Below are 21,875 nucleotides of genomic sequence, written 5' to 3' on the forward strand. Positions count from 1 at the left end.
CGTCTGGCAGGGCGGCGTCAATCGTCGTCCCGACCTTCAAGCACTTTACGCTGCATGGCGTCCAGATAGGCGTCGGCTTCGGCGGTGGAAGAGAAAATCTCGTTCATCGGCACCGCCTTCACCACGTCGAACACTTTCTGGATCTGCGGCTGCGGATTAACTACCAGCACCTTGCCGCCACCGGCCGCCAGATACTTGCGCGCCTTGAAGATGGAACGGATGCCGGCGCTGCTGATGTACTCCAGGCCGGACAGGTCCAGCACCAGCGAATGCAGCTGCGGCGTCAGTATCGGCACCAGCGCCATGTCCAGGTCTTCGTAGGTGTGCGTATCCAGGCGGCCGCTGAGATTGATGCGCTGGCTGCCTTTTCCTGGGGGCTGGATCTGGATATCCAGACTCATGTTTGTTTCTCCAATGTGGGGATACGCAAGCTGACGGACAAAACATTACAACCGTTCACTCGCTCATAGTGCATTTCTTCTGCCACCTGTCGGATCAGGTGCACACCCAGGCCGCCGGTCGGGCGATCCAGGATGTCGGCATCCAGCTCGGGCGAGGGCAGCGACAGCGGGTTGAACGGCGCGCCGCTTTCGCGGAACTCTAGCGCAAGCAGACTATCGCGGATTGAGATATCCACGCGCAATTCGTGCTGCTCGGCTTCGACATCGCTCAGGTCGCCATGTTCTATGGCGTTGCAGGCGAGTTCCTCCACGATCAACCGTACGTCGTCGCGCAAGCCGCGGCTGACACCGTTGTTCTCCAAGACGGCTTCCAGCGAGGCATTGAGGTCGTCGACACGGGCGTACTCACGCGGGATCATCAATCGCATCTGCATGCGCTAACTCCTGAGGGGACAAGTCATAAGGGGGCGTGGCCGGCACCGCCGCGATCCGGCGCAGTTGGATCGCCAGCACCGTGATGTCGTCCGATTGCGGCGCGGGATTGGTAAATGCGTGTACCTGGGCAATCAGGCGCTGGCACTGTTCGCGCGCGCTGTAGTGCGGCTGCAGCGCGGCTCGCAGTCGCTCGGCGCCGTAGGCCTCGTTGTCCGGGTTGAAGGCCTCGGTGACGCCATCGGTGTAGGCCACCAGCGTGGCCCCGTCGGGCAGCGTTCCGCGCCAAAGCGGGAAGTCCAGGCTGATCTCGAAACCCAGCGGCGGCCCAGATACCACCGGCACCCATTCGGTGCTGCCATCGGGCAGCAACAGCAACGGCGCGTCGTGGCCGGCACTGGCCATGATGCAATCGCCGCTTTGCGTGTCGATGGTGCCGCACAGCACGGTGGCGAACATACAGGTGTCGTTGCCTTCCACCAGTCGCCGCGACGCTTCCGCCAATACCAGTTCCAATGATTGGGTGGCGCGCGCGGCCACTTCCAGCACGGTCATGGTGCGTGCCATGAACAACGCTGCCGGCACGCCCTTGTCGGAAACATCGCCAATGACGAACCACAGCCGGCCGTCGCCGGTTTCCAGGAAACTGTAGAAATCGCCGCCTACCGCCTTGGCCGGTTCCAGTTGCGCCTGCGCTTCCAGATGGACGCCTTGACGGTCGATCATGCAACCGGGCGGCAGCATGGCAAGTTGGATATCGCGCGCGATCGACAGCTCGCTCTCGATCTTCTGCCGCGCCGCGCCCATCTCTTCGATCTCGTGCAACTGCTGGCGAATGGAAACGCGCGCGTGTTCCAGCGTGCGCGCCATCTGCCCGACTTCGTCGCTGCCGCCGGTATGCGGCACCGGCGTTTCGTAGTGGCCCTGCGCCAGGTGCGCGGCGGAATCCGACAACCGCTCCATCGGCCGGCTGATCTGCCGGGCCAGCTTGCGCACCACCAGCATGCAGATCAGCGCCAACAGTACGCCCACTGCGATCAGCAGATAGAGCGCGTGATTGAGGCGCGCGACGATCAGTTCGTACGACTGCGCGACCAACAACATCCAGCCGCTGTCGCCCACCGGTTCCACAACCGTGTAGCGCTTCTCGCCGCTTTTCAGATCGGTGTGCACAAACTGCAAACGCTGGCGCGAGCGTACGGCCTGGGCAGCGGGCGCGAAATCATGGCGGCCAACGCGGCGGATGTAATCGTCCAATGTTTCCCGCTGCTCGACACCGACTTCCGGATTCATCGCCAGCGTGCCTGCCGGCGCCACCAGCGACACCCGCCAGCCCGGCATGCTCGCCATCGATTCGACCATCTCGGTCAGATTGCTCAACGGCAGATCCAGGCTGACCATGCCGCGTGTCGTCGCACCCTGGCCCGGGTCGCGCAGCGGCATGTTGTAGGTCACCATCCACACGCCGCCGGCGGTTTCGTTGAGGTAGGGCTCGGACCACCAACCAGCGGGTGCGGCCACGGTGCGCTGGTACCAGCCTTGATCGCGGAAGGCATAACCGTCGGCGACCAGATCGCGGTCGCGACCGTTGGCGGCGATGTAGCGGGCGAACATCGCGTCGCCGCGTTGTCGCGGTTCTAGGATCAGCAGCCCGCCCGCGCAGCCGGGTGTGGCCTTCACCATCGCGCGCAGCGTGATGGTCAGTTCTTCGGCATCCAGGCGCGAGTTGGCGACCAGGTTCGATACGCCCTGCGTGGTGATGGTCACCACACGCAACGCCTCGTCCAGCCGCCACGCTGCCTCCTGCGTGCTGGCGCGGGTGTCCAGGCGCGCGTCTTCTTCAATGGCGCGCCGTCCGAACCAGGCCGCCGTCAGCGCCAGCAGCAACAACAGCACCACATTCACCAAACCCGCCCACAACGCGATGCGCGTGCGCAGGCTTCGCCCCCACTGCACGCCATCGCCGGACCTGCCTTTGTCGACATGCGGCGGTGCTTGAGCAGGTTGTTGTCTTCCCGACATTCGATCCCCCGATCTCCCCACCGCCGATAATAAGACGCGCGCAATGTTGCAAAGCGTCAAAGGTCTCACTTTGGTGTGGTGGCCTGTCCTGGGACAGCGATAGAACACTGTCCATACGCCCGCGTAGCCCATAAATCGGGGGTGGCGGTGCGTTACACTTTAGAACTCATTAAAACGATAACAGCCGCGCGCAGGCACGGTGCTACGGGAGTGGTAATGAACTGGCTGAACGAGATGTTGCAGAACGATCCGGACCCGACCGAAACCCGGGAGTGGATCGATTCTATCCAGGCGGTGATCGACAACGAAGGCGCCCTGCGCGCCCACCAGCTGCTGGAAGGCATGGTGGAACTGACGCGCCGCGCTGGCGCCTACCTGCCGTTCTCGCCCACCACCGAATACGTCAACACCATCGCCCCGCAGAACGAGGCCAAATCGCCCGGCGATCCGGCCCTGGAATGGCGCATCCGTTCGATCATCCGCTGGAACGCCATGGCGACCGTCGTGCGCGCCAACCGCAAGCCCGGCGACCTGGGCGGACACATCGCCAGCTTCGCCTCCAGCGCCACGCTCTATGACGTCGGCTTCAACCATTTCTGGCGCGCGCCCAGCGACAACCACCCCGGCGACCTGCTGTTCATCCAGGGCCACAGCTCGCCTGGCATCTACGCACGTTCGTTCCTGGAAGGCCGCATCAACGAAGCGCAGCTGGACAACTTCCGCATGGAAGTCGATGGCCAGGGCATTTCTTCGTACCCGCATCCCTGGTTGATGCCGGACTACTGGCAGACGCCGACCGTGTCGATGGGCCTGGGCCCGCTGGCGGCGATCTACCAGGCGCAATTCATGAAGTACCTGGAGCACCGCGGCCTGATCGAGAAGTCCGACCGCAAGGTGTGGTGCTTCATCGGCGACGGCGAATCCGACGAACCGGAAACCCTGGGCGCCATCGCCCTGGCCGGCCGCGAAGGTCTGGACAACCTGATCTTCGTGGTCAACTGCAACCTGCAGCGCCTGGACGGCCCGGTGCGCGGCAACGGCAAGATCATCCAGGAACTGGAAGGCGTGTTCCGCGGCGGCGGCTGGAATGTCATCAAACTGCTGTGGGGCAGCTACTGGGATCCGCTTCTGGCGCGCGACACCAACGGCGTGCTGAAGAAGCTGATGATGGAAACCGTCGACGGCGAATACCAGAACTGCAAGGCGTTTGGCGGTGCTTACACGCGCGCCAACTTCTTCAATAAATATCCGGAAACCGCCGCCATGGTGGCCAGCCTGTCCGACGACGACATCTGGCGCCTCAACCGCGGCGGCCACGACCCGCACAAGGTCTACGCCGCCTACCACGAAGCCGTGAACACCCAGGGCATGCCCACGGTGATCCTGGCCAAGACGGTCAAGGGCTACGGCATGGGTTCGGCGGGCGAGTCGCTCAACCCGACCCACCAGACCAAAAAGCTGGACAACGAGGCCATCAAGACCTTCCGCGACCGCTTCAACATCCCGGTCAGCGACAAGCAGCTGGAAGACGACGCGCAGATTCCGTTCTACCACCCCGGCGAAGACTCGCCGGAAGTGCAGTACCTCAAGGAGCGCCGTGCCGCGCTGGGCGGCTACCTGCCGCAGCGCCGCCGCAAGGCCGACCTGTCGCTGGAAGCGCCCAAGCTGGAAAGCTACGACCGCCTGCTCAAGTCCACCGGCGACCGCGAAATCTCCACCACCATGGCGTTCGTGCAGGCGCTCAACATCACCCTGCGCGACAAGCAGATCGGCCCGCGCATCGTGCCCATCGTGGCCGACGAAGCGCGCACCTTCGGCATGGAAGGCATGTTCCGCCAGATCGGCATCTACGCACCGTTCGGCCAGAAGTACAAGCCGGTCGATGCCGACCAGCTGATGTACTACCGCGAAGACCAGAGCGGCCAGGTGTTGCAGCAGGGCATCAGCGAACCGGGCGCCATCGCCTCGTGGATGGCCGCCGGCACCAGCTATTCGGTCAGCAACGTGCCCATGCTGCCGTTCTACATCTACTACTCCATGTTCGGCTTCCAGCGCGTCGGCGACCTGGCGTGGCAGGCGGCGGACATGCGTACCCGCGGCTTCCTGCTGGGCGGCACCGCCGGCCGCACCACGCTCAACGGCGAAGGCCTGCAGCACGAAGACGGCCACAGCCACCTGCTGGCCGGCGCCATTCCCAACTGCCGCAGCTACGACCCCACCTTCGGTTTCGAAGTCACCGTCATCCTGCAGCACGGCGTCAAGCGGATGATGGAAGAGCAGGTGGATGAGTACTACTACATCACCCTGATGAACGAAAACTATGCCCAGCCGGACATGCCGGAAGGCGCGGCCGAAGGCATCATCAAGGGCATGTACCTGCTGAAGGACGCCGGCAAGCCCAAGAAGGGCGAACTGCGCGTGCAACTGCTCGGTAGCGGCACCATCCTGCGCGAAGCCATGGCCGCCGCGGAACTGCTGGACAAGGACTTCGGCGTCAGCTCCGACATCTGGTCCTGCCCCAGCTTCAACGAACTGCGTCGCGACGGTTTCGACGCCGAACGCTGGAACCGCCTGAACCCCGAAGCCAAGACTCCGCGCAAGGCCTTCGTGACGGAAAACCTGGAAGGCCGCAGCGGCCCCGCCATCGCCGCAACGGATTATGTCCGCGGCTTCGCCGACCAGATCCGCGCCTTTATCCCCATGAGCTACACCGTACTGGGCACCGACGGCTTCGGCCGCTCCGATACCCGCGCCAACCTGCGCCGCTTCTTTGAAGTCGACCGCTACTACATCGCGCACGCCGCCATCGCGGCGCTGGCGAAGGAAGGCAAGATGACGGGTAAGGACGTGGCTAGGGCGATCAAACAGTACAAGATCGATGTGGAGAAGGTTAATCCGGTTGGGATTTGATCCTCGTAAGCAAATCGATATGAGAAGGGCGGCCTGGTGCCGCCCTTTTCTTTTCTGGCGACTGATAGGACACTGAAGTCGTCCGATACGGAAGACACTCCCGGCATCAGGCGACTTTCCAACGAAGGCAGAAGGATCTGTATGACTCGAAGGCTGCGCGATGTGTGTGTTTCATCCACAGCAACATCGCTATCCATGCTCACAGCGCACACCGCAACGCGAATCGCGCTCATGGCCTTGGCCCTGTGTGTGGCGACAAGCTGTCAGCAACAACCGCAGCAGGTAAGCGGACCTATCGCAAAGGAGCCAAGTGATATGCGAACGACAGTTCCCCTGGTGCGCGCCTTGGACCCGAGTCAAGCCGGTCCGATCGAACTGGAGTTCGACGTGCCTGCGCAACAGGACGATGATGCTCCGCCCTTGTTCATCGGCGTGCGGGTGGCGGGCAGTGATGTCGGCGCGGTTTACGACGCGGCCGAGGAATTGAGAAGAGCTGACGTCTCGGCAGAAGTGCATCTGTTCCGGATTCAGGCGTCAGGTCTGGTTGCAGTAGAGCTTACGCGAAGCCAGCGCGTTGGATGGGGCGAGGTGGAGCGCGTGTCGATCGGTGCCGATGGCCTGGTACCAGAGTTGGGCGCCATGGATGCCGACTTCAGTTCGATGCAGGCAGCGGGTCTGCTTCCTGTGGGCGTCGAACACCGAGAACTTGCGTTCGCTTACACACCCAGTCTTCCGTCAGGCCGCTATCGGGTTGCAGTTCGTCTTGCCCAGAACCGCGAGGCGCTATTGGCTGCGAAAGCAGAACTTCTGATCGCGTACATCGCCAAAGGAAAATAGGACCATCTAGCTATGGAAAAGCAAGAAGAGCGTTACGCAGTGACCGTTTACGTTGCCGCGCCAGGAACGCCACTACTGATATCCAAAGGAACCTCCGCCGCAGGTCACGTCTACTATTCCATCGATGATGGCCAGATAGTGAGTAGTTATGGATTTGCTCCGGAGACACACGGACAAACCAGCGGTCCGGGGAAGGTATACGACAAGGATGTCGAGGATTACAAAGATCCCCGCTATTCCCGAACCATGGAGATCAGCAAGGAGCAGTACGACAAGCTTCAGGCATTTGGCAAAGAACCGGGCAAGTACGGGTTCGACATGAAGTATGGCGGCGCGGCCAACAGCTGCATTGACTTCACCTGGGGCGCTTTGAACCACGCCGGACTGCATCGGAACACGGTGCTTGGCAAGGACAAAGACTACGAAGGTGCGCTCAAGCCGCTGGACAATATACGAGACATCAAGAGCATCCAGGCGCCCTTCCCCGACAGCGAGCTCAACAAAGAACAGCAGAACAAAATGCCGGAGCGCTCGCCGCTGCAGTGGCTGATTTCAGACCAGCAGGTGGCGCCGGACGGTTCCAAGCGCGACCAGGCAGCCGCCAACCAACAAGATCCACTGATACCGCAAGCCGAAGCGGCCGTACGCCGCCTGGACGCCAGCGTCGGCCGCGACTACGACGACCGCAGCGCCTGCCTCGCCGCCAGCGCGGCCTGTCTGGCCAAATCCAATGGGTTGTCGCGCATCGACCACGTCGTGCTCAGCGAGTCGCGGGGCGAAGTGCGTGCAGGCGAAAACATGTTCGTCGTGCAGGGCGCCCCGAACGATCCGGCGCACCACAGGGCGATGATGAAAACCCAGGACGCCATCGATACCCCAGTCGAGCAATCGCTGACGCGGCTGCAAGCCCTGGACGAGACTAGGCAACAACAGGTGCAGGCACAGGCGATGGATGAACCCAGAAGGGAGATCAACCCGCAGATGCGGATGGGGTGACAAGGCACTATCCGGGGAGGGAGGGTGAGTTCCTCGGTATTTATTGGCAAACAGGGGAAGTCCGTTGGCAAGAAGACCGGTCGCAGCCTTCACGCGGGACCATCTGAGATTCGTACTGGCAATAACTTGGCTGCTGTTGGCCGCCCAGCTTTCCTCCTGTGAGCTTTCGGAAGCTGCACCGCCGGCGAAAGCGACGGAAGCTACGCGCGCTGTAGAGAAGATCGAGATCGCGTATCAGCATTCTGGCTGGGGTTCCATCGAAGAGAACTATCTGATCAAGCCATACGGAGATGACTTCATCATCGTCCCCGACACCGCGCGGCAACGCGGCCATGGTGGGCCAGCCATCGTGCCGACCGTGAAAGCGATTCCTGTAGCGCAGGTACAGCAACTGTTGGAAGCCTGGAACGCGCCGGTCGTGCCCCGAGCGCAGGGCTTGCACGCCGTCGCGGCGACCATGAGTTCACAGTCGTTAACGGAGGCACTCGAAAAGGAGTCGGCGGATTGGAATCTCGCTTGCGATACGCAAATGCGGCGTTACAAACAACAATTGGCAAGCACCAGCACCACGTATCGTTTGCTCGATGGCTACTATGGCACCGGCATACGTTGGACAGATGACTACCCCATCATCGAGGTGCGAATTCATCGTGGAGACCAAGCGGTCGCGACGATCCGTTCGGATGCGCAACAGGATTTGATGCTGCCGTGGAAGCGGAACGGCATGGAAACCTGGGATCCAAACATATCTCATGCCGTGGCGACGCTGCTGCCCGAAGCCTCGCACGTGCGCCAACGTCTCTTGGGGAAGTCCCTCACGACGGCTATTGCGGGCGATGCGATCTACGAGCTGGAGCGGCTTTGTCGGGGACGGGCAGGGTGATGTGGAATAGGTCAACCCGGTTGGAGCCGATCGAGGCCGTCGTTACTGGACGGCGCTCCCAGTCCGTGCGAGCAAAGACAGGGAGCAGAGTACACTTTCCTCGTTTCGCAACGGAAAAAACCCCGTGCGGGGCGTCTTCCGCGGCGATCTCGTTATGGCGAGAATCTGTAGAAAAAGTGCACTTCAGTTTTAAGGCGGTCGGCCGTCAATTGACCTTACGTGCTCGCTCCGCATCGAGCCGTACACGCGACTTGGCATCGCCTAATTCTCCACCGCGTTCGAGCAGCGCTAATGCCAGGGTGCGGTCACCATCGGCGTTGCGCTCCAGGCGCATGAGAGCGGCATTATAGGCAGCGATGGCGCTGCCTTTCTTTGCGGCGTGTTCGAATCCGGCGAGTGCCTTATCCGGGCATAAGAAGAAGACGTCCCAGCCGGCCGCAGCGCGCATCAATAGTTCGGCGTCGTCCTCCGGAATCTGTTCCTCTACGAAAGCAGGCCAGCCGGCCACCAGCGGCACAAACACTTCGTCGCCCTTCGGCAGAAAATACGACCCAGCGCCTTCGCGCAGGGTGAATGCTTGGCGCGTAGTGCGGCGTGTGCCGTCCTGCGCCAGCCACAGGAAACCGTCCTCGCCGTGCACTGGCAAGCCGCCGAGTGCCTTCGAGACGCGGTCGGCCAGCGACGGACGCGCCGGTTCCGGCGATACGCCCGTCCAAGAAGCGATGAGCTCGACACGCTCCAGCTTGCCGAGCTGGGGCCGTATGACATCCGCTACGTCTTCGACGGTGAGGATGCGCATCTGACCGTCGTACATGCGCCAAGGACTCGCCTGCAGGCCAATAGTGAAAATTGAATCGGTGTCCGGCACTGCTTCCATGTACTCGTGCAACGCATTACCGGAGTAGATGCAATCGGGCCAACCCTGCGTGGAAGAACAGGTGTTCACTGTGGCGGTACCCGACAAGGACAGATGCGATGTGTCGCACGCTAGTGCGCCCGGGCTGAGCAGACAAAGGGCGAGGAGGGCGGGCTTCATGGTGAGGTTCACTTGTCGGTAGAAGATGGTGCGCTGTTGCAGTTTGGGCAGCGGCTGGTAGTCGGCCTTGTGGATCGACTTGGCGGACATTGCGGCTTCATCGTGAGATATATCCGCTTTACAGATATCTGAAAAAAGGATACTGCCATCGCATCCAACTGCATCAGTGCCCGCCTATCTGCCGGGTGTGCTTTAGCTATGTAGGATGGGTCGAGCGCAGCGACACCCATCGCGCGTCACACCGTCCGATCTGATGGGTGTCGCTTCGCTCGACTCATCCTCCGAAGGCGCCTTTCTGGCAGGTAGACGGGAACAGTAAAAAAACTAAGCAGGACGTGTATGGAAAGACGCTGGAAACCACAGAAGACACAGGAACGACTTGAATCGTGCCACCCAGCGTGCCGGGACGCCACAAATATCTGTTGCCATCTCGTGCATGGCGGGATCTGGGCCCGGTAAAGCTAGACTAGAATCCCAACGCTTCCCGCATTCGCAGACCAGCACGCGGGATACGCAGATCTGGTCAATCAGCCCGCAACAGATGAGCGAACGTTCAAAGCCGCAGTAATCTCCGACCACAAGAGAGCTATCGAATGAAACTATTATTTCTGTTCAGGCGTTCCATCTCCTGCCTGCTCGTGCTCTGCTTGGGAACTTCGCAATTCGCACTCGCGGCAGAACTACCGCTGCAAGCACACACACGGAACGCTACATCACTCAACGGCGAATGGAGAACCATCGTCGATCCTTACGAAAACGGTTATTACAACTATCGCTGGGAACCGTTCGATCAGCAGGAGACTCCGTCGTCCAGTGCGTTCTTTACCGATTCAAAACCCAGAACGCCATCCGATCTGATCGAATACGATTTTGATAAGGCCGACACCCTGCAGGTCCCCGGTGATTGGAATACACAGAAGGAAAAACTTTATTACTACGAGGGCAGCGTTTGGTACCGGAGAAAATTCGATGCGCCCGCTGCGAAACAATCGGATCGCCAGTTCATCTACTTCGGTGCCGTCAACTACCGTGCGGATGTTTATCTGAACGGCAAAAAGCTCGGTACGCATGTAGGCGGTTTTACCCCATTTCACTATGAAGTGACCGGGAAACTGAAATCCAAAGGCAATTCCTTGATCATTAAAGTGGACAATAAACGCCACGCTGATGAAGTCCCCACGCTCAATACCGATTGGTGGAACTACGGCGGAATCACGCGCGATGTGAAGCTCTTTAATATGCCGCGCACGTTCATACGGGATTACACCATTGCACTCGGGTCATGGGAGCAGAAGACCGTGACCGGTTCGGTGCTATTGGATGGAGCTAAGGGCGGAGAGAAAATCCAGCTGCGTTTGCCAGAATTGGAAGTGCAGAAAACCCTCACTGTCGATAAAAACGGAGCTGCCACCTTCTCATTTGCAGTGCCTGACGCAGAGCTCTGGTCGCCGGAAAACCCCAAACTCTATTCCGTCCAAATCAGCAGTGGCGACGATAAGCTGACCGACGATATCGGTCTGCGCACGATTACCACCCAAGGCAAACAATTATTGCTGAATGGCAAGCCGCTTTTCTTGCGCGGCATTTCGGTACACGAAGAATATTCCGCCGATGGCGGTGGCCGTGTCAGCAGCGCCAAAGAAGCTGAGACGTTATTAGGCTGGGCAAAAGAGTTGAACGCAAATTTCGTGCGCCTCGCCCACTATCCGCACAATGAAGATATGGTTCGCCTCGCGGACCGAATGGGTTTACTGGTTTGGTCTGAAATTCCCGTCTACTGGACGATCAACTGGAAGAACGAAGCCACGTATCAGAATGCAGAAGCGCAACTAGCCGGGATGATCGAGCGCGATAAGAACCGTGCGGCAGTCATCATATGGTCGCTCGCCAACGAAACGCCGGTATCGGAAGCTCGCAATCGGTTCCTCGCGCGTCTCGCTGGAAAAACGCGTGAGTTGGATAGCACCCGCCTGCTAAGCGCGGCGATGGAAAAGCATTACCGTAGCGACAATCCCAATATCGCGGTCGTAGAGGATCCGCTGGCGGATCTGGTGGACATGGTGAGCTTCAACCAATACATCGGCTGGTACGACGGTCTGCCGGAAAAAGCCGACAAGGTGACCTGGGAAATCAACTACGACAAACCGGTATTCGTGAGCGAGTTCGGCGGCGGCGCGAAACAGGGTTATCACGGCGATGTAAACACGATTTTCACCGAAGAGTTCCAGGAGAACCTCTACAGGAAGAGCTTGGGCATGATCGATAGAATCGACGGCTTTGTGGGCACCTCACCCTGGATTCTTGCCGACTTCCGCTCCCCGCGCCGCCAGCTCGATGGCATTCAGGATGATTACAATCGCAAAGGAATTTATTCGAATAGCGGCATAAAGAAAAAATCTTTCTTTGTGTTGAAAGAGTTTTACGATAAGAAGGAACAATCGGGAGCAGCGTCGACGAACGGGGAAGGAGGCGTAAGCTCCCCCACCAGATAGCCACAGCCAGCGTAGCCTGGGTAAGCGAAGCGCACCCAGGATGCCTTACACGGAAACTCCAGGTTCCCCGTCCGAATAACGGTATTTGCTCGCTGCGGCTGTTCGCCATCTGGTCGCGCTGCGGCGCGTTCTTCATCGCGGGCGCTGAGCGACTATCGGGGCGCGGTGCGGCCTTTGGCCTTACCTGGGCTACTTGCTTCGCTCGCGAATCCGTTCTATCAGGCGAAGGGCGCTTTCCTGGTCCCAGGTCAACTGATGCGATTCGGCTGTACGGATAGCAGTTTCGGTTTCCACGAGCATCTGCCCCAGGCGCGGATGCCGAGCCATCTCCGCCGACAACAGCGCCGGGTAGGGATCGCGCGGCTCGTAGATCGGCGATGCCGACATCGGCCGCGTGCCATACGCCAGCGCCAGGCTGTCGATCCCATCAAGACTGCGTAACGTCGGCAGTGCGAACGAACGCAGGCGCCCGGCCAGCCACGATGCGAACGCCTCGATCTGCGCATCGCGGAAAATCCAGTACCCGCAGTCCCGCATCAGGTAATCGTGTCGCGGGCCATCCCAACCTTCGGCGAGGCTCGCGAACGAAACCTCGGCACAAGTCTGCAACCCGGACGCCAAGTCCTGATCCAGCTGCTTCTCGGTGTAGATGACGTCGCACAACTGCTGGTGATGCACATACAACCGCACCCGCACGCCGTAAAACCACTGCGGAATATCGACAGCCGTCATTTCGAAACGCCGATACCCCCATGTGTCCGCGCACTCGAAGGTCGCGCCGACCTGATGCGATCCCCGCGCATTGTCCGCCAAGCGCGAAAAGCCCGCGGCCTCGGCCACAGGCTGGACCGCGACCAGCAGCCGCCCCAACAGCGCGTCCTTGTCCGGCAGGCCGAACTGCCGAAGCCAGTCCGAATAGCGGCGATCCCACTGCCACAGCACGCGATCGTGCCGCTGCGGCGTAACCTCGGCGCCAAAAATATCGTCGCCGGAAGACTCTGCCGTGCAATTCATCGCGTCGATGAAGTCGACCATGCCCCAGCGCTCGTACGCATCCATGGCGAACGCGTTACCTTCGTCGTTGAGATCGCTGTCCCACAGCTTGCCGTCGCAATGATCGAACAGCAGTTCCAGCCCGGTGGTTTCTCCACGGCGCAGCGCCTCCGATCGTGTCATCAACTCATCGCTGGCCAGACCGCGCAGCACCGCCCATTCCAGGAACAAACCCATATGCCGGCCGCCGTTCTCGTTCGGCAGCTCGGTTTCGAAATCCAGAAAGTAATATTCGGCGTCGTCGTATTTCATGCGTGGTATTTCATACGCGGGTTCGGCGAGTGCGGGCGCCGGGGATTATAAGGTGGCGCCGGGGTCGCTTCGGCTGCAAGGTGGGCTCAAGCACGCCGCTCTCCATCGCGGCACCAATCCACTCGAAACACGGCAACATACGGGGCCCAACATAAAGGCTAGATTGCATATCTGTTTCAAACAGATATGCACTTTGACTCTTTACTGTCTGTCCGGAACGGTATAGTACGTCGGCTATGGCGGGTGCCTTGCCCGGCCACTAATCACGGAGAGATGTCATGGGTCTTGTTCAAGCGGTGACGGGCGCGGTCGGTGGCATGCTCGGCGATCAGTGGAAGGACTTCTACACGGTGCCGGATGGCCTGGCGCCGACGGCGGCGCTGTTCGCCGCGGTGCCGCGCGGCACCAACGCCGGACGCGGCTCCAACACGCACGGCTCCTCCAACATCATCACCAACGGTTCCAAGATCGTGGTGCCCGAAGGCTACGGCCTGCTGCTGTTCCAGGACGGCAAGATCACCGGCTTCGCCGCGGAGCCGGGTGGCTACGAATGGCGTTCGGACGACGTCAGTTCGCAGTCGATCTTCGCCGGCGATGGACTGGTCAGCCCGCTCATCAAGCAGAGCTGGGAACGTTTCAAGTTCGGCGGGCAGCCCGGCTCGCAGCAGGCGGCCTTCTTCGTCTCGCTGAAGGAACTGCCTGAGAACCGCTTCGGCACGCAGTCGGAAATCTACTGGGACGACGGCTTCCTCAACACCCAGGTCGGCGCGGTCACCCGCGGCTCCTACACGCTGAAGATCGTCGACCCCATCCTGTTCGTGAAGAACTTCGTGCCCGCCAGCTACCTGCAGCCCGGCAAGGTCTTCGACTTCACCGATATGGAAAACGCCGCCGCCGGCCAGCTCTTCAACGAAGTCGTCGGTTCGCTGGCCCCGGCCTTCAGCCTGTACTCCAACGATCCCGCCAAGGGCAATCGCATCACCAAGCTGCAAGAGGATTCGCTGGGTTTCGCCAAGAGCCTGTCCGATGCGGTGGAAAATGGCTACCAGTGGAAATCCGACCGCGGACTGGCCATCGTCAAGACCGCCATCGTGTCGATCGAATACGACGCCAACACGCGGGAGCTGCTGAAGACGGTGCAGCGCGCCGATGCGCTGGCGGGTTCGCGTGGCAACTCCAACCTGCAGGCCAGTGTTGCCCAGGGCATCCAGTCGGCGGGCGAAAATGGCGGTGCCGCGGGATTGGTCGGCGTGGGCATGGCCTCGGGCATGCTCGGCGGTATCGGCAACATCCAGCAGCCGGCCACGCCAGCGGCACCGGCGGCGCCGGCCGCGGACGACCCAGTCGCCAAGCTGAAGAAGGCCAAGGAGATGCTCGATCTCGGCCTGATCACGCAGGACGACTACGACGCGCTCAAGGCCAAGGCGCTGGGCCTGTAAACCAGGGCGCACGCAAACGTCATGTCTAGCGCCAATCGTCCTCCCCCGCTGCCGCCGCAGTTGCCACCCGTCAGCGGCCCGGGATCACCGCAAGACGTGCCACCCCTGCCGGGCAGCGTGCCTATCGACACGGCCACGCTGCCCGAAGCGATCCGCGAGGAGTTGCTGGCGCCCGATCCGGTCGCCATCGATACGTCCGCCACCGAACTGAAGGACGGCCTCAACCGCTGCCCGAAATGCGGCGCCACCGAAATCCGCCACAAGCCCGGCAGCGATCTGCTGGTCTGCCTGTACTGCCGCAACGAATGGCACGGGGAGCGGGTCGAGGAGGCATTCGGGTTCGGCGAGGGAATCGCCCAGCTCAAGGGCACGGTGATCGCATCCGGTGCGCGCGACATCGCCGCCGACGCCGTCAGCCTGATGAGCTTCAAGTGCACCGGCTGCGGCGCCGAGGTGACGGTCAACACCGACAACGCGATGACGGCGCGCTGCCACTGGTGCCGGCACCAGCTCGGCGTCAACGAACAGGTGGCCAACGGCGCGGTGCCCGATGCGGTGCTGCCCTTCCGTATAAAGAAAGAAGACGCGGTCGCACGCATCCGCCAGTTCGTGGACAAGCGCCGGCTGTTCGCGCTGAAGGAATTCAAGGAGCAGTTCACGCCGGAGAACGTGGTCGGCGTGTACCTGCCCTACATGATTGTCGACGGCAATGTCAGCGTGGAGGTCGCCGGCCAGGGCGAGATACAAACGCGCGAGTACACGCGCGGCACCGGCGACAAGAAGAAGACCTACTACGACGCCGACGTCTACCAGGTGCAACGCCAGGTGGACTTCACGGTGGACGACCTGCCGCTGGAGTCCTCCACCGAACGCGGCAACCTGGACACCAGAACCAACACCAACAACATCATCAATACCATCCTTCCGTTCGACACCAAGAACGCGGTGAAGTGGAACGCGTCCTACCTGGCGGGCTTCACTTCGGAAAAGCGCAACACCGACGTCGAACGCCTGCGTCCGCGCCTGGAAGACCAATTGCTGTCGGTCGGTCGCGCTCAGGTCGAAAAATCGGTGCGCCGCTACGACCGCGGCGTGCGCTGGGAACAGGAGCGCCTCAGCGTGCATGGCACGCGCTGGGTATCGATGTACCTGCCGGTCTGGCTTTATTCCTACCACCAGCCGGGCGCCAACGGCGGCATGCTGCACTACATCGCGGTGAACGGCCGCACCGGCGAAACCATGGGCAGCGTGCCGGTGCAGCAGTGGAAGCTGATCACCACCGCGCTCACGGTGGGCACGTTCCTGGAAGGCATCGCACTCTGGATCATGGTGAGCACGTCATGAGCGACGACAGTGGGCTATGGCTGCTGGCAATCGGCCCCGCTGGCGCAGCCGCGCTGTACTGGGCCTTGTACCGGTATTACCGCAATACCGACAAATCGCACGCCTTCGAACGCGAAACAGCCGTCGAGGCGCAGCCGGTGACGGGTTCGGACGAGAAAATCGGCGAGAACAACGGGACGCAAGCGACAAGCATCTCCGGCGACAACGTCAGTGCGTATCGCACGCGCGTGGAGCGTGTGCGGGACGAGCCGGATAGCGGGTTCGCCGAATAAATTCCGATCCCTGCGTAGCCTGGGTAAGCGAATACCCAGGCTCGCTGCGATTGTTCGCCATCTGGTCGCGCTGCGGCCCTTGGCCTTGCCTAGGCTACGTGCCTAGGCGCAGCTCCTGCCTGCTGCCGGTTTTACAGGCGGCGTAGATGGCATCGATGATTTTCAGGTCTTTCAAGCCTTCTTCGCCGTCCACGGGTACCACGGGTTTGTTCCCGTCCAGGATGATGCCGGCCATCTCGTCCATCTGGATGGTCTGGTGCGTGGCGTGCGGCTGCGTGAGTTCGCCTTTGTGGGTACGGCCTTTGATGGGGCCATAACCCGTGGCGGGTTGCAGCTCGGCGAATCCTTTTTCGCCGGTCATGAAAAACCGGTCCAGGTGGTTCATCTGGTAAGTGGACAGGCAGGACGCCACCGCGCCGCTGGGGAAGCCGAGTTGGAACTGGATGGTTTCATCCACGCCTTCCTTGAATTTGACCGGGTCGGTCTTGGTTTGCTGCGCGGTCACCCATACCGGGTCTTCGCCCACCATGTAGCGGGCGCCATTGATGGCGTAGATGCCGATATCCATCAATGACCCGCCGCCTGCCAGCGCCTTGTCGAGCCGCCATTGGTTCGGATCGCCGATGCGGAAGCCGCTCAAGCCCTGGAAGAATGAGATGTTTCCGAAATCGCCGGCCTTCCGCATGCGGATTATTTCCAGCGTCTTGGGTTCGAAGTGCAACCGATAGCCCACCAGCAACTTCACGCCGGCCTTGGCGCAGGCATCGATCATCTCCTGTCCTTCCTTGGCGTTGACCGCCATCGGCTTTTCGCAGATGACATGCTTGCCCGCCTTGGCAACGCGGATCGCCTGATCGCGATGCAGTGCATTGGGGGTGATGATGTAAACCGCATCGATGTCCGGATCGTCCTTGATGCGGTCGAAGTTCTCATAGTTGTACCGGCTCTTTTCCGGCACACCGAACTTCGTTCCCCACTCCTGGAGTTTGGAAGGCGTCCCACTGATGAGCCCGGTCACCTTGGCGCGTTTGCACGACTGCATGGATTCCGCCACCCGTTCGGCATAGCTGCCCAATCCCATGAGCGCGACGCGCAACGTTGGGCCCGGATTGCCGCCGGGGCCGGGACGGTCGGCCTGGGCGAATGCCCGATAGGGCGACAGCAGCGGCACGACCGCGGCCGAAGCCACCAGTTTCTGCAGGAAGTTGCGACGAGGATGATCCGTTGTCATGGCGGTTGATGAGGTTTGTGATCACACGGTGGAACAACTGTACAACCAGATTGGGTCCGTAGAAGAGGGCGCAGGTCCGGTTATTGGAATTCGCAGGGTGGGCTGAAGCCCATCGCACTTCATTCCCGCATCCACGCAGTCTGGCGCGTGGCGATGGACAGGCTCCCCTGGTCCCGGGGGCAGCGGACAAGCGGGCCGTCTGATACCTGACGCAGTGCACGTAGGATTTGGTGAGCGAAGCGAACCGCATCGCTCGCGAGAACCCGGTGCGACCGATATCCCGAGAGCCTGTGGGAAAAGTGGAATCCGGCCTCGGTTTCGAGAAGCGCAATGTGATCCTGGTGCGCCGGATTGCGTGCCAGAAAAAACATATGCCGAAATAGGGATCTCGGTGCGCCGAAACAGGCGATACAGGGATCAGGGCACTTTCTGTTCGCAGCGGAGAAAGCCGCGTGCAACTATCGCTGGCGGACGCTTTCTGCGGCGATCGGCACTTGCTGGTCCTTGAGCCAGCCCGGACCTTGCGTCGCAAATGCATATCGCACGAATGTGCGGATCCGACCCACGACACAGGGCAGCTTATGAAAACCTCATTCATCCTCAATGGAAGAGAAGTCGCCTGCGACGTAGACCCGCAAATGCCACTGCTGTGGGTGATCCGGGAAGTCATGGCACTGACGGGCACCAAGTTCGGTTGCGGCATGGCGCAATGCGGAGCCTGCACAGTGCATCTGGATGGTGAAGCAATACGTGCCTGCGTGATTCCGGTTTCGGCAGTGAAAGAGCGTTCCGTGACGACCATCGAAGGAATTTCCGGGCATGTATCCAAGGCCGTGCAGGTCAGTTGGCGGCGGCTCGACGTGCCGCAATGTGGCTACTGCCAGTCCGGGCAGATCATGTCGGCCGTTGCGTTGTTGCAGCGGACACCGAAGCCGACGGATGCGGATATCGACGAGGCGATGAGCGGAAACATATGCCGCTGCGGGACCTATCAGCGGATACGGGCGGGTATTCACGAAGCAGCGAAAGCGTTGGAGGCGTGAAGCAGATGTTCCCCTCCAGCACTCGGCGCGAATTTCTGAAGTACTCGGCAGCCTCCGGCCTGGGGCTGATCATTGGCTTTGACGCGATGGGAAAGCGAGAAGCGCTGGCAGCTACGGCGAGAGGCGCTCCAACCTTCGCCCCGAACGCTTTTGTGCGCGTCGCGCCGGATGGCACCGTCACAGTTGTTTCCAAGCATCTGGAGCATGGTGTGGGGATTCATACAGGCCTGGCAACGCTCGTCGCCGAAGAGCTCGATGCGGACTGGTCGCATGTTCGAGTCGTTCCGGCGCCGGCGAACGTGGAGCTGTACAAGAATCTACTCGCAGGCACTCAGGACACCCGGGGCAGCAGTTCATTGCGCAACTCTTACGAGCAGTATCGGAAGGCGGGCGCCGTTGCGCGGGCGATGCTGGTCAGTGCCGCAGCAGCGAACTGGGACGTGCCCGTCCAGGAGATTTCAATCCGGAAGAGCGTAGTGATGCACGTACCTTCGGGGCACAGAACCACATTGGGTAAGTTGGCGGAGGCGGCTTCCGTGCTGCCTGTACCCGGAGAGGTCGCGCTGAAGGACCCCAAGGATTTCACGCTGATCGGCAATGAAACCCTGCCCAGGACGGACACGCTCGAGAAGACGAATGGCCAGGCGCAGTTCGGCATCGATGTAACGTTGCCCGATATGTTGATCGCCGTGGTTGCGCACTCGCCGCGCTTTGGCGGCAAGGTCAGATCGTTCGACGCAGGCAAAGCACGCGCATTGCCTGGAGTTGTGGATGTGGTGCGGATTTCCACGGGCATAGCGGTTCTCGCGAACTCATTCTGGGTCGCGCAGAAGGCGCGCGATACCTTACATATCGAATGGGATGACAGTGACGCGGAAACGCGTGGAACGGATGTTCTGCATGCGCAGTTTGCGGCGTTGCTTGAAGAGCCTGGCCGAGTCGTGCGTGATGATGGGAATGTGGAAGAGGCACTTGCGCGCGCTTCACGAACCGTCACGGCGACATACGAACTGCCGTATCTGGCGCACGCGCCTCTTGAGCCTGTGGCGTGCGTCGCGCGATTGACGAATGAGCGATGCGAGATATGGACTGGCGATGCGAGTATCAGCAGCTTGCAGGAGCACGCGGCGGGCATGCTGGGGTTGAAGTCCGATCAAATAGAGATCCATTCGGTGTACGCGGGCGGACATTTCGGTCGGCGCACGGAAACCGCGATGGAAGTGGTCGAGATCGTAAAGGCCATCGATGGGCGCGCGCCCGTGAAACTGCAGTGGAATCGCGCAGAGGAACTGCAGAACGTCCTCTTTAGTGGTTACCGGCGCATGTCGATGCACAGGGTAGTCGCCGGGCTCGACAGCAACGGTGATCTGACGGCTTACAAGCATCGGGTGGTGGGACAAGCCTCGCGGACTGACAGGCATGTGAACGGCGTCGATTCGAACCTAATTGGCAGCATGGTCTACAGCACCTATGAAGTTCCGAATTTTTTCGTCGATGGACATGTGCCAAGTGTGGGCATCCCTGTTTGTCCTTATCGGGGCGATGACAGCCAGTGTTATGTGGTCGAGACGTTCATGGACGAAGTCGCTCATGCAGCCGGCCGCGATCCGGTTGAATTCCGCCGCGCGCTCCTGACCAAGGATTCGCGTAATCGCGGCGTGCTGGAGTTGGCCGCCGAAAAGGCGGGATGGGGAACGCCGCTTGGTCCGAACCGCGGGCGCGGGATTGCAGTTCACGACGCTTACTACACCGCCATCGCGCAAGTGGCCGAAGTGACGGCGAAGCCTGACGGAACGTTCAAAGTCGACCGTGTGGTATGCGCAATCAACTGCGGATTGCCTGTCAATCCCGACGTGATACGGGCACAGATCGAGGGAGCCATCGCCTTCAGTCTTGGCGCTGCGCTGCATAGCGAAATCGCGCTGAAGGACGGTGTGATTCAGCAGACCAACTTTCACGATTACCCCGTGCTGCGCATCAATGAGATGCCGACAGTCGAGGTCCACTTCGTCTCTACTGACGCAGCTCCAACGGGGGTAGGTGAGCCCCCTGCCGTTGTCACTAGCGCAGCCGTCGCGAACGCGATGTTCGCGGCCTCCGGTAGGCGCTACCACCGCCTTCCCTGGTTCAGGGTCTAGCGCAAGAATACTCGGCTCTAGGATCTGATATCTCGGAACTCGGATGGTACGAGAATAGGCCAAGCGCGCCTGCTAAGCGGCTTTACATCCCGCTCTTTGCTCTTGCGCTAAGGTGGTGCAACCGCCGCGATTGTGGGCATCGCCGGCGTCGATGGAGGCGACACGAACGAGGAGACGAGCATGACGATGAAGACCAAGGCAACGAAAGTGAACCGCGGGCTGCGCGGCGTGGTGGCGGGTCTGCTGCTGACCCTGTCGGCGGCATCCGCAATGGCGCATCACGGTTGGTCGTGGGCGGAAGAGAAGCAGACCACGCTGGAAGGGAAGGTCGTGTCGGTGTCGATGGCGCCGCCGCATCCGCAGCTGCAGGTCGAAGCGGCCGACGGCGCTCGCTGGCAGATCGACCTGGGCAATCCTTCGCAGACCGAACGCTCCGGCTTCACCGCCAAGAGCGCCAGCGCCGGCGACCGGATCACGGTGCTAGGCAACCGCAACAAGGAGCCGGGCAAGCGGCATATGAAGGCGGTGCGCATCACCGTCGATGGCCGCAACTACGACATCTATCCCGAGCGGTTGGCCGCCGCGCCGTGACCCCCGCGATGGCGGCGGGCCTGGCGGTGGTGGAGTGGATCGGCCACTGGCCCGGTGCGCGTTGGCTGCAGCAATCGGGTACGGCGTACCTGTTCGTCAATGCTGCGCATATCCTCGGCCTGGGTTTGCTGCTGGGTGCGATCCTGCCGCTGGACTTGCGCCTGGTGCTGGGGCGGTCACAGGCCGCCCTGTCGGTGCTGGCCCCGGTGGCGATACGCACGGCCGCCACCGGTCTGGCCTTGGCCGCGCTCACCGGTGCATGGCTGTTCTCGGTTAATCCCGCGGATTATCTGCAGAACACCGCCTTCCGCTGGAAGTTGCTGTTGCTCACGCTGGCCTTGGTCAACGTCGTGGTGCAACACCGGCAATGGCGATCGCTTGGGTTGCCGGGTGCGACACATGCGCCGCCGATGCGTGTGCGGGTATTGGCTGGAGTGTCGGGATTGTTGTGGATAGCGACGTTGATCGCGGGGCGTTGGATTGGGTTTGTTTGAGGATTCGCA

General features: G+C 61.1%; 18 protein-coding genes. 12 read left to right on the forward strand and 6 right to left on the reverse strand.

Features of this window, described 5'->3' with window-relative positions:
* Nucleotides 1–17: 17 nt before the first annotated feature.
* Genes AADW18_RS11795 through AADW18_RS11805 form a run of 3 tightly spaced genes read right to left on the reverse strand, consistent with a single transcriptional unit; the run spans nucleotide 18 to nucleotide 2,855 of the window.
* On the reverse strand, nucleotides 18–401 hold the full coding sequence (locus AADW18_RS11795) for an STAS domain-containing protein (RefSeq protein WP_337343579.1): 384 nt from the start codon (nucleotides 399–401) through the stop codon (nucleotides 18–20).
* Nucleotides 398–835, reverse strand: coding sequence for an ATP-binding protein (locus AADW18_RS11800; RefSeq protein WP_337343580.1), 438 nt, complete (start codon nucleotides 833–835; stop codon nucleotides 398–400). The genes AADW18_RS11795 and AADW18_RS11800 overlap by 4 nt, the downstream gene beginning before the upstream one ends.
* Nucleotides 807–2,855, reverse strand: coding sequence for a SpoIIE family protein phosphatase (locus AADW18_RS11805; protein ID WP_337343581.1), 2,049 nt, complete (start codon nucleotides 2,853–2,855; stop codon nucleotides 807–809). The genes AADW18_RS11800 and AADW18_RS11805 overlap by 29 nt, the downstream gene beginning before the upstream one ends.
* A gap of 216 nt (nucleotides 2,856–3,071) precedes the next feature.
* Between AADW18_RS11805 and aceE the strand changes: the two genes are divergently transcribed.
* The 4 genes from aceE to AADW18_RS11825 all read left to right on the forward strand — a co-directional run bounded on the left by aceE (nucleotide 3,072) and on the right by AADW18_RS11825 (nucleotide 8,481).
* Nucleotides 3,072–5,765, forward strand: coding sequence for a pyruvate dehydrogenase (acetyl-transferring), homodimeric type (gene aceE / locus AADW18_RS11810; RefSeq protein ID WP_337343582.1), 2,694 nt, complete (start codon nucleotides 3,072–3,074; stop codon nucleotides 5,763–5,765).
* A 315-nt stretch (nucleotides 5,766–6,080) separates the two neighbouring features.
* A complete protein-coding gene (locus tag AADW18_RS11815; protein WP_337343583.1) occupies nucleotides 6,081–6,602 on the forward strand; it encodes a hypothetical protein in 522 nt (173 codons plus the stop codon).
* Nucleotides 6,603–6,614: 12 nt separating this feature from the next.
* Nucleotides 6,615–7,598: an XVIPCD domain-containing protein gene (locus AADW18_RS11820; RefSeq protein WP_337343584.1), complete on the forward strand. Its 984-nt coding sequence runs from the start codon at nucleotides 6,615–6,617 to the stop codon at nucleotides 7,596–7,598.
* A 136-nt stretch (nucleotides 7,599–7,734) separates the two neighbouring features.
* The gene (locus AADW18_RS11825; RefSeq protein ID WP_337343585.1) at nucleotides 7,735–8,481 is read left to right on the forward strand and encodes a hypothetical protein; all 747 of its coding nucleotides are present in this window, start codon (nucleotides 7,735–7,737) and stop codon (nucleotides 8,479–8,481) included.
* Between the two features lie 205 nt (nucleotides 8,482–8,686).
* Here the strand turns inward: AADW18_RS11825 and AADW18_RS11830 are convergent, their stop codons facing one another.
* Nucleotides 8,687–9,607, reverse strand: a complete 921-nt coding sequence (locus AADW18_RS11830) for a hypothetical protein (RefSeq protein WP_337343586.1) — start codon at nucleotides 9,605–9,607, stop codon at nucleotides 8,687–8,689.
* Between the two features lie 503 nt (nucleotides 9,608–10,110).
* Here AADW18_RS11830 and AADW18_RS11835 point away from each other — a divergent pair.
* Nucleotides 10,111–12,009 carry a glycoside hydrolase family 2 TIM barrel-domain containing protein gene (locus AADW18_RS11835; protein WP_337343587.1) on the forward strand — a complete coding sequence of 633 codons (1,899 nt, stop codon included), beginning with the start codon at nucleotides 10,111–10,113 and terminating at the stop codon, nucleotides 12,007–12,009.
* A 189-nt stretch (nucleotides 12,010–12,198) separates the two neighbouring features.
* Here AADW18_RS11835 and AADW18_RS11840 read toward each other — a convergent pair whose 3' ends face one another.
* Nucleotides 12,199–13,314 (reverse strand): hypothetical protein, encoded by a 1,116-nt coding sequence (locus tag AADW18_RS11840; RefSeq protein ID WP_337343588.1) that lies wholly within the window; start codon nucleotides 13,312–13,314, stop codon nucleotides 12,199–12,201.
* 278 nt (nucleotides 13,315–13,592) lie between these two features.
* On the opposite strand from AADW18_RS11840, the gene AADW18_RS11845 reads away from it, so the two are divergent.
* From AADW18_RS11845 to AADW18_RS11855, 3 genes are read left to right on the forward strand one after another with little or no spacing between them, the layout of a single operon-like run.
* Nucleotides 13,593–14,753 carry an SPFH domain-containing protein gene (locus AADW18_RS11845; protein WP_337343589.1) on the forward strand — a complete coding sequence of 387 codons (1,161 nt, stop codon included), beginning with the start codon at nucleotides 13,593–13,595 and terminating at the stop codon, nucleotides 14,751–14,753.
* 21 nt (nucleotides 14,754–14,774) lie between these two features.
* Nucleotides 14,775–16,097, forward strand: coding sequence for a TFIIB-type zinc ribbon-containing protein (locus AADW18_RS11850; RefSeq protein WP_337343590.1), 1,323 nt, complete (start codon nucleotides 14,775–14,777; stop codon nucleotides 16,095–16,097).
* On the forward strand, nucleotides 16,094–16,369 hold the full coding sequence (locus AADW18_RS11855; protein ID WP_337343591.1) for a hypothetical protein: 276 nt from the start codon (nucleotides 16,094–16,096) through the stop codon (nucleotides 16,367–16,369). The genes AADW18_RS11850 and AADW18_RS11855 overlap by 4 nt, the downstream gene beginning before the upstream one ends.
* Before the next feature lie 94 nt (nucleotides 16,370–16,463).
* On the opposite strand, the gene AADW18_RS11860 is transcribed toward AADW18_RS11855, so the two are convergent.
* Nucleotides 16,464–17,600 (reverse strand): Gfo/Idh/MocA family oxidoreductase, encoded by a 1,137-nt coding sequence (locus AADW18_RS11860; protein ID WP_337343592.1) that lies wholly within the window; start codon nucleotides 17,598–17,600, stop codon nucleotides 16,464–16,466.
* Between the two features lie 581 nt (nucleotides 17,601–18,181).
* Here AADW18_RS11860 and AADW18_RS11865 point away from each other — a divergent pair.
* The 4 genes from AADW18_RS11865 to AADW18_RS11880 all read left to right on the forward strand — a co-directional run bounded on the left by AADW18_RS11865 (nucleotide 18,182) and on the right by AADW18_RS11880 (nucleotide 21,866).
* Nucleotides 18,182–18,643 (forward strand): (2Fe-2S)-binding protein, encoded by a 462-nt coding sequence (locus tag AADW18_RS11865; protein WP_337343593.1) that lies wholly within the window; start codon nucleotides 18,182–18,184, stop codon nucleotides 18,641–18,643.
* A 5-nt stretch (nucleotides 18,644–18,648) separates the two neighbouring features.
* Entirely contained in the window at nucleotides 18,649–20,781 is a 2,133-nt protein-coding gene (locus AADW18_RS11870; protein ID WP_337343669.1) for a molybdopterin cofactor-binding domain-containing protein, read from the forward strand.
* Nucleotides 20,782–20,961: 180 nt separating this feature from the next.
* On the forward strand, nucleotides 20,962–21,372 hold the full coding sequence (locus tag AADW18_RS11875; protein WP_337343594.1) for a DUF6152 family protein: 411 nt from the start codon (nucleotides 20,962–20,964) through the stop codon (nucleotides 21,370–21,372).
* Complete coding sequence (locus AADW18_RS11880) at nucleotides 21,369–21,866, forward strand: DUF6644 family protein (protein WP_337343595.1); 498 nt, start codon at nucleotides 21,369–21,371, stop codon at nucleotides 21,864–21,866. The genes AADW18_RS11875 and AADW18_RS11880 overlap by 4 nt, the downstream gene beginning before the upstream one ends.
* Nucleotides 21,867–21,875 lie beyond the last annotated feature (9 nt).

The organism is Pseudoxanthomonas sp. CCNWLY206-1, from assembly GCF_039710385.1.
Lineage (GTDB): Bacteria > Pseudomonadota > Gammaproteobacteria > Xanthomonadales > Xanthomonadaceae > Pseudoxanthomonas_A.

What these genes read in the sequence shown, in the direction of transcription:
- AADW18_RS11805 (WP_337343581.1), bottom strand. Translation starts at nt 2,855, where the DNA reads ATGTCGGGAAGACAACAACCTGCTCAAGCACCGCCGCATGTCGACAAA.
- AADW18_RS11855 (WP_337343591.1), top strand. Translation starts at nt 16,094, where the DNA reads ATGAGCGACGACAGTGGGCTATGGCTGCTGGCAATCGGCCCCGCTGGC.
- AADW18_RS11860 (WP_337343592.1), bottom strand. Translation starts at nt 17,600, where the DNA reads ATGACAACGGATCATCCTCGTCGCAACTTCCTGCAGAAACTGGTGGCT.
- AADW18_RS11815 (WP_337343583.1), top strand. Translation starts at nt 6,081, where the DNA reads ATGCGAACGACAGTTCCCCTGGTGCGCGCCTTGGACCCGAGTCAAGCC.
- AADW18_RS11820 (WP_337343584.1), top strand. Translation starts at nt 6,615, where the DNA reads ATGGAAAAGCAAGAAGAGCGTTACGCAGTGACCGTTTACGTTGCCGCG.
- AADW18_RS11835 (WP_337343587.1), top strand. Translation starts at nt 10,111, where the DNA reads ATGAAACTATTATTTCTGTTCAGGCGTTCCATCTCCTGCCTGCTCGTG.
- AADW18_RS11845 (WP_337343589.1), top strand. Translation starts at nt 13,593, where the DNA reads ATGGGTCTTGTTCAAGCGGTGACGGGCGCGGTCGGTGGCATGCTCGGC.
- AADW18_RS11830 (WP_337343586.1), bottom strand. Translation starts at nt 9,607, where the DNA reads ATGTCCGCCAAGTCGATCCACAAGGCCGACTACCAGCCGCTGCCCAAA.
- AADW18_RS11850 (WP_337343590.1), top strand. Translation starts at nt 14,775, where the DNA reads ATGTCTAGCGCCAATCGTCCTCCCCCGCTGCCGCCGCAGTTGCCACCC.
- aceE (WP_337343582.1), top strand. Translation starts at nt 3,072, where the DNA reads ATGAACTGGCTGAACGAGATGTTGCAGAACGATCCGGACCCGACCGAA.
- AADW18_RS11865 (WP_337343593.1), top strand. Translation starts at nt 18,182, where the DNA reads ATGAAAACCTCATTCATCCTCAATGGAAGAGAAGTCGCCTGCGACGTA.
- AADW18_RS11800 (WP_337343580.1), bottom strand. Translation starts at nt 835, where the DNA reads ATGCAGATGCGATTGATGATCCCGCGTGAGTACGCCCGTGTCGACGAC.
- AADW18_RS11840 (WP_337343588.1), bottom strand. Translation starts at nt 13,314, where the DNA reads ATGAAATACGACGACGCCGAATATTACTTTCTGGATTTCGAAACCGAG.
- AADW18_RS11870 (WP_337343669.1), top strand. Translation starts at nt 18,649, where the DNA reads ATGTTCCCCTCCAGCACTCGGCGCGAATTTCTGAAGTACTCGGCAGCC.
- AADW18_RS11875 (WP_337343594.1), top strand. Translation starts at nt 20,962, where the DNA reads ATGACGATGAAGACCAAGGCAACGAAAGTGAACCGCGGGCTGCGCGGC.
- AADW18_RS11795 (WP_337343579.1), bottom strand. Translation starts at nt 401, where the DNA reads ATGAGTCTGGATATCCAGATCCAGCCCCCAGGAAAAGGCAGCCAGCGC.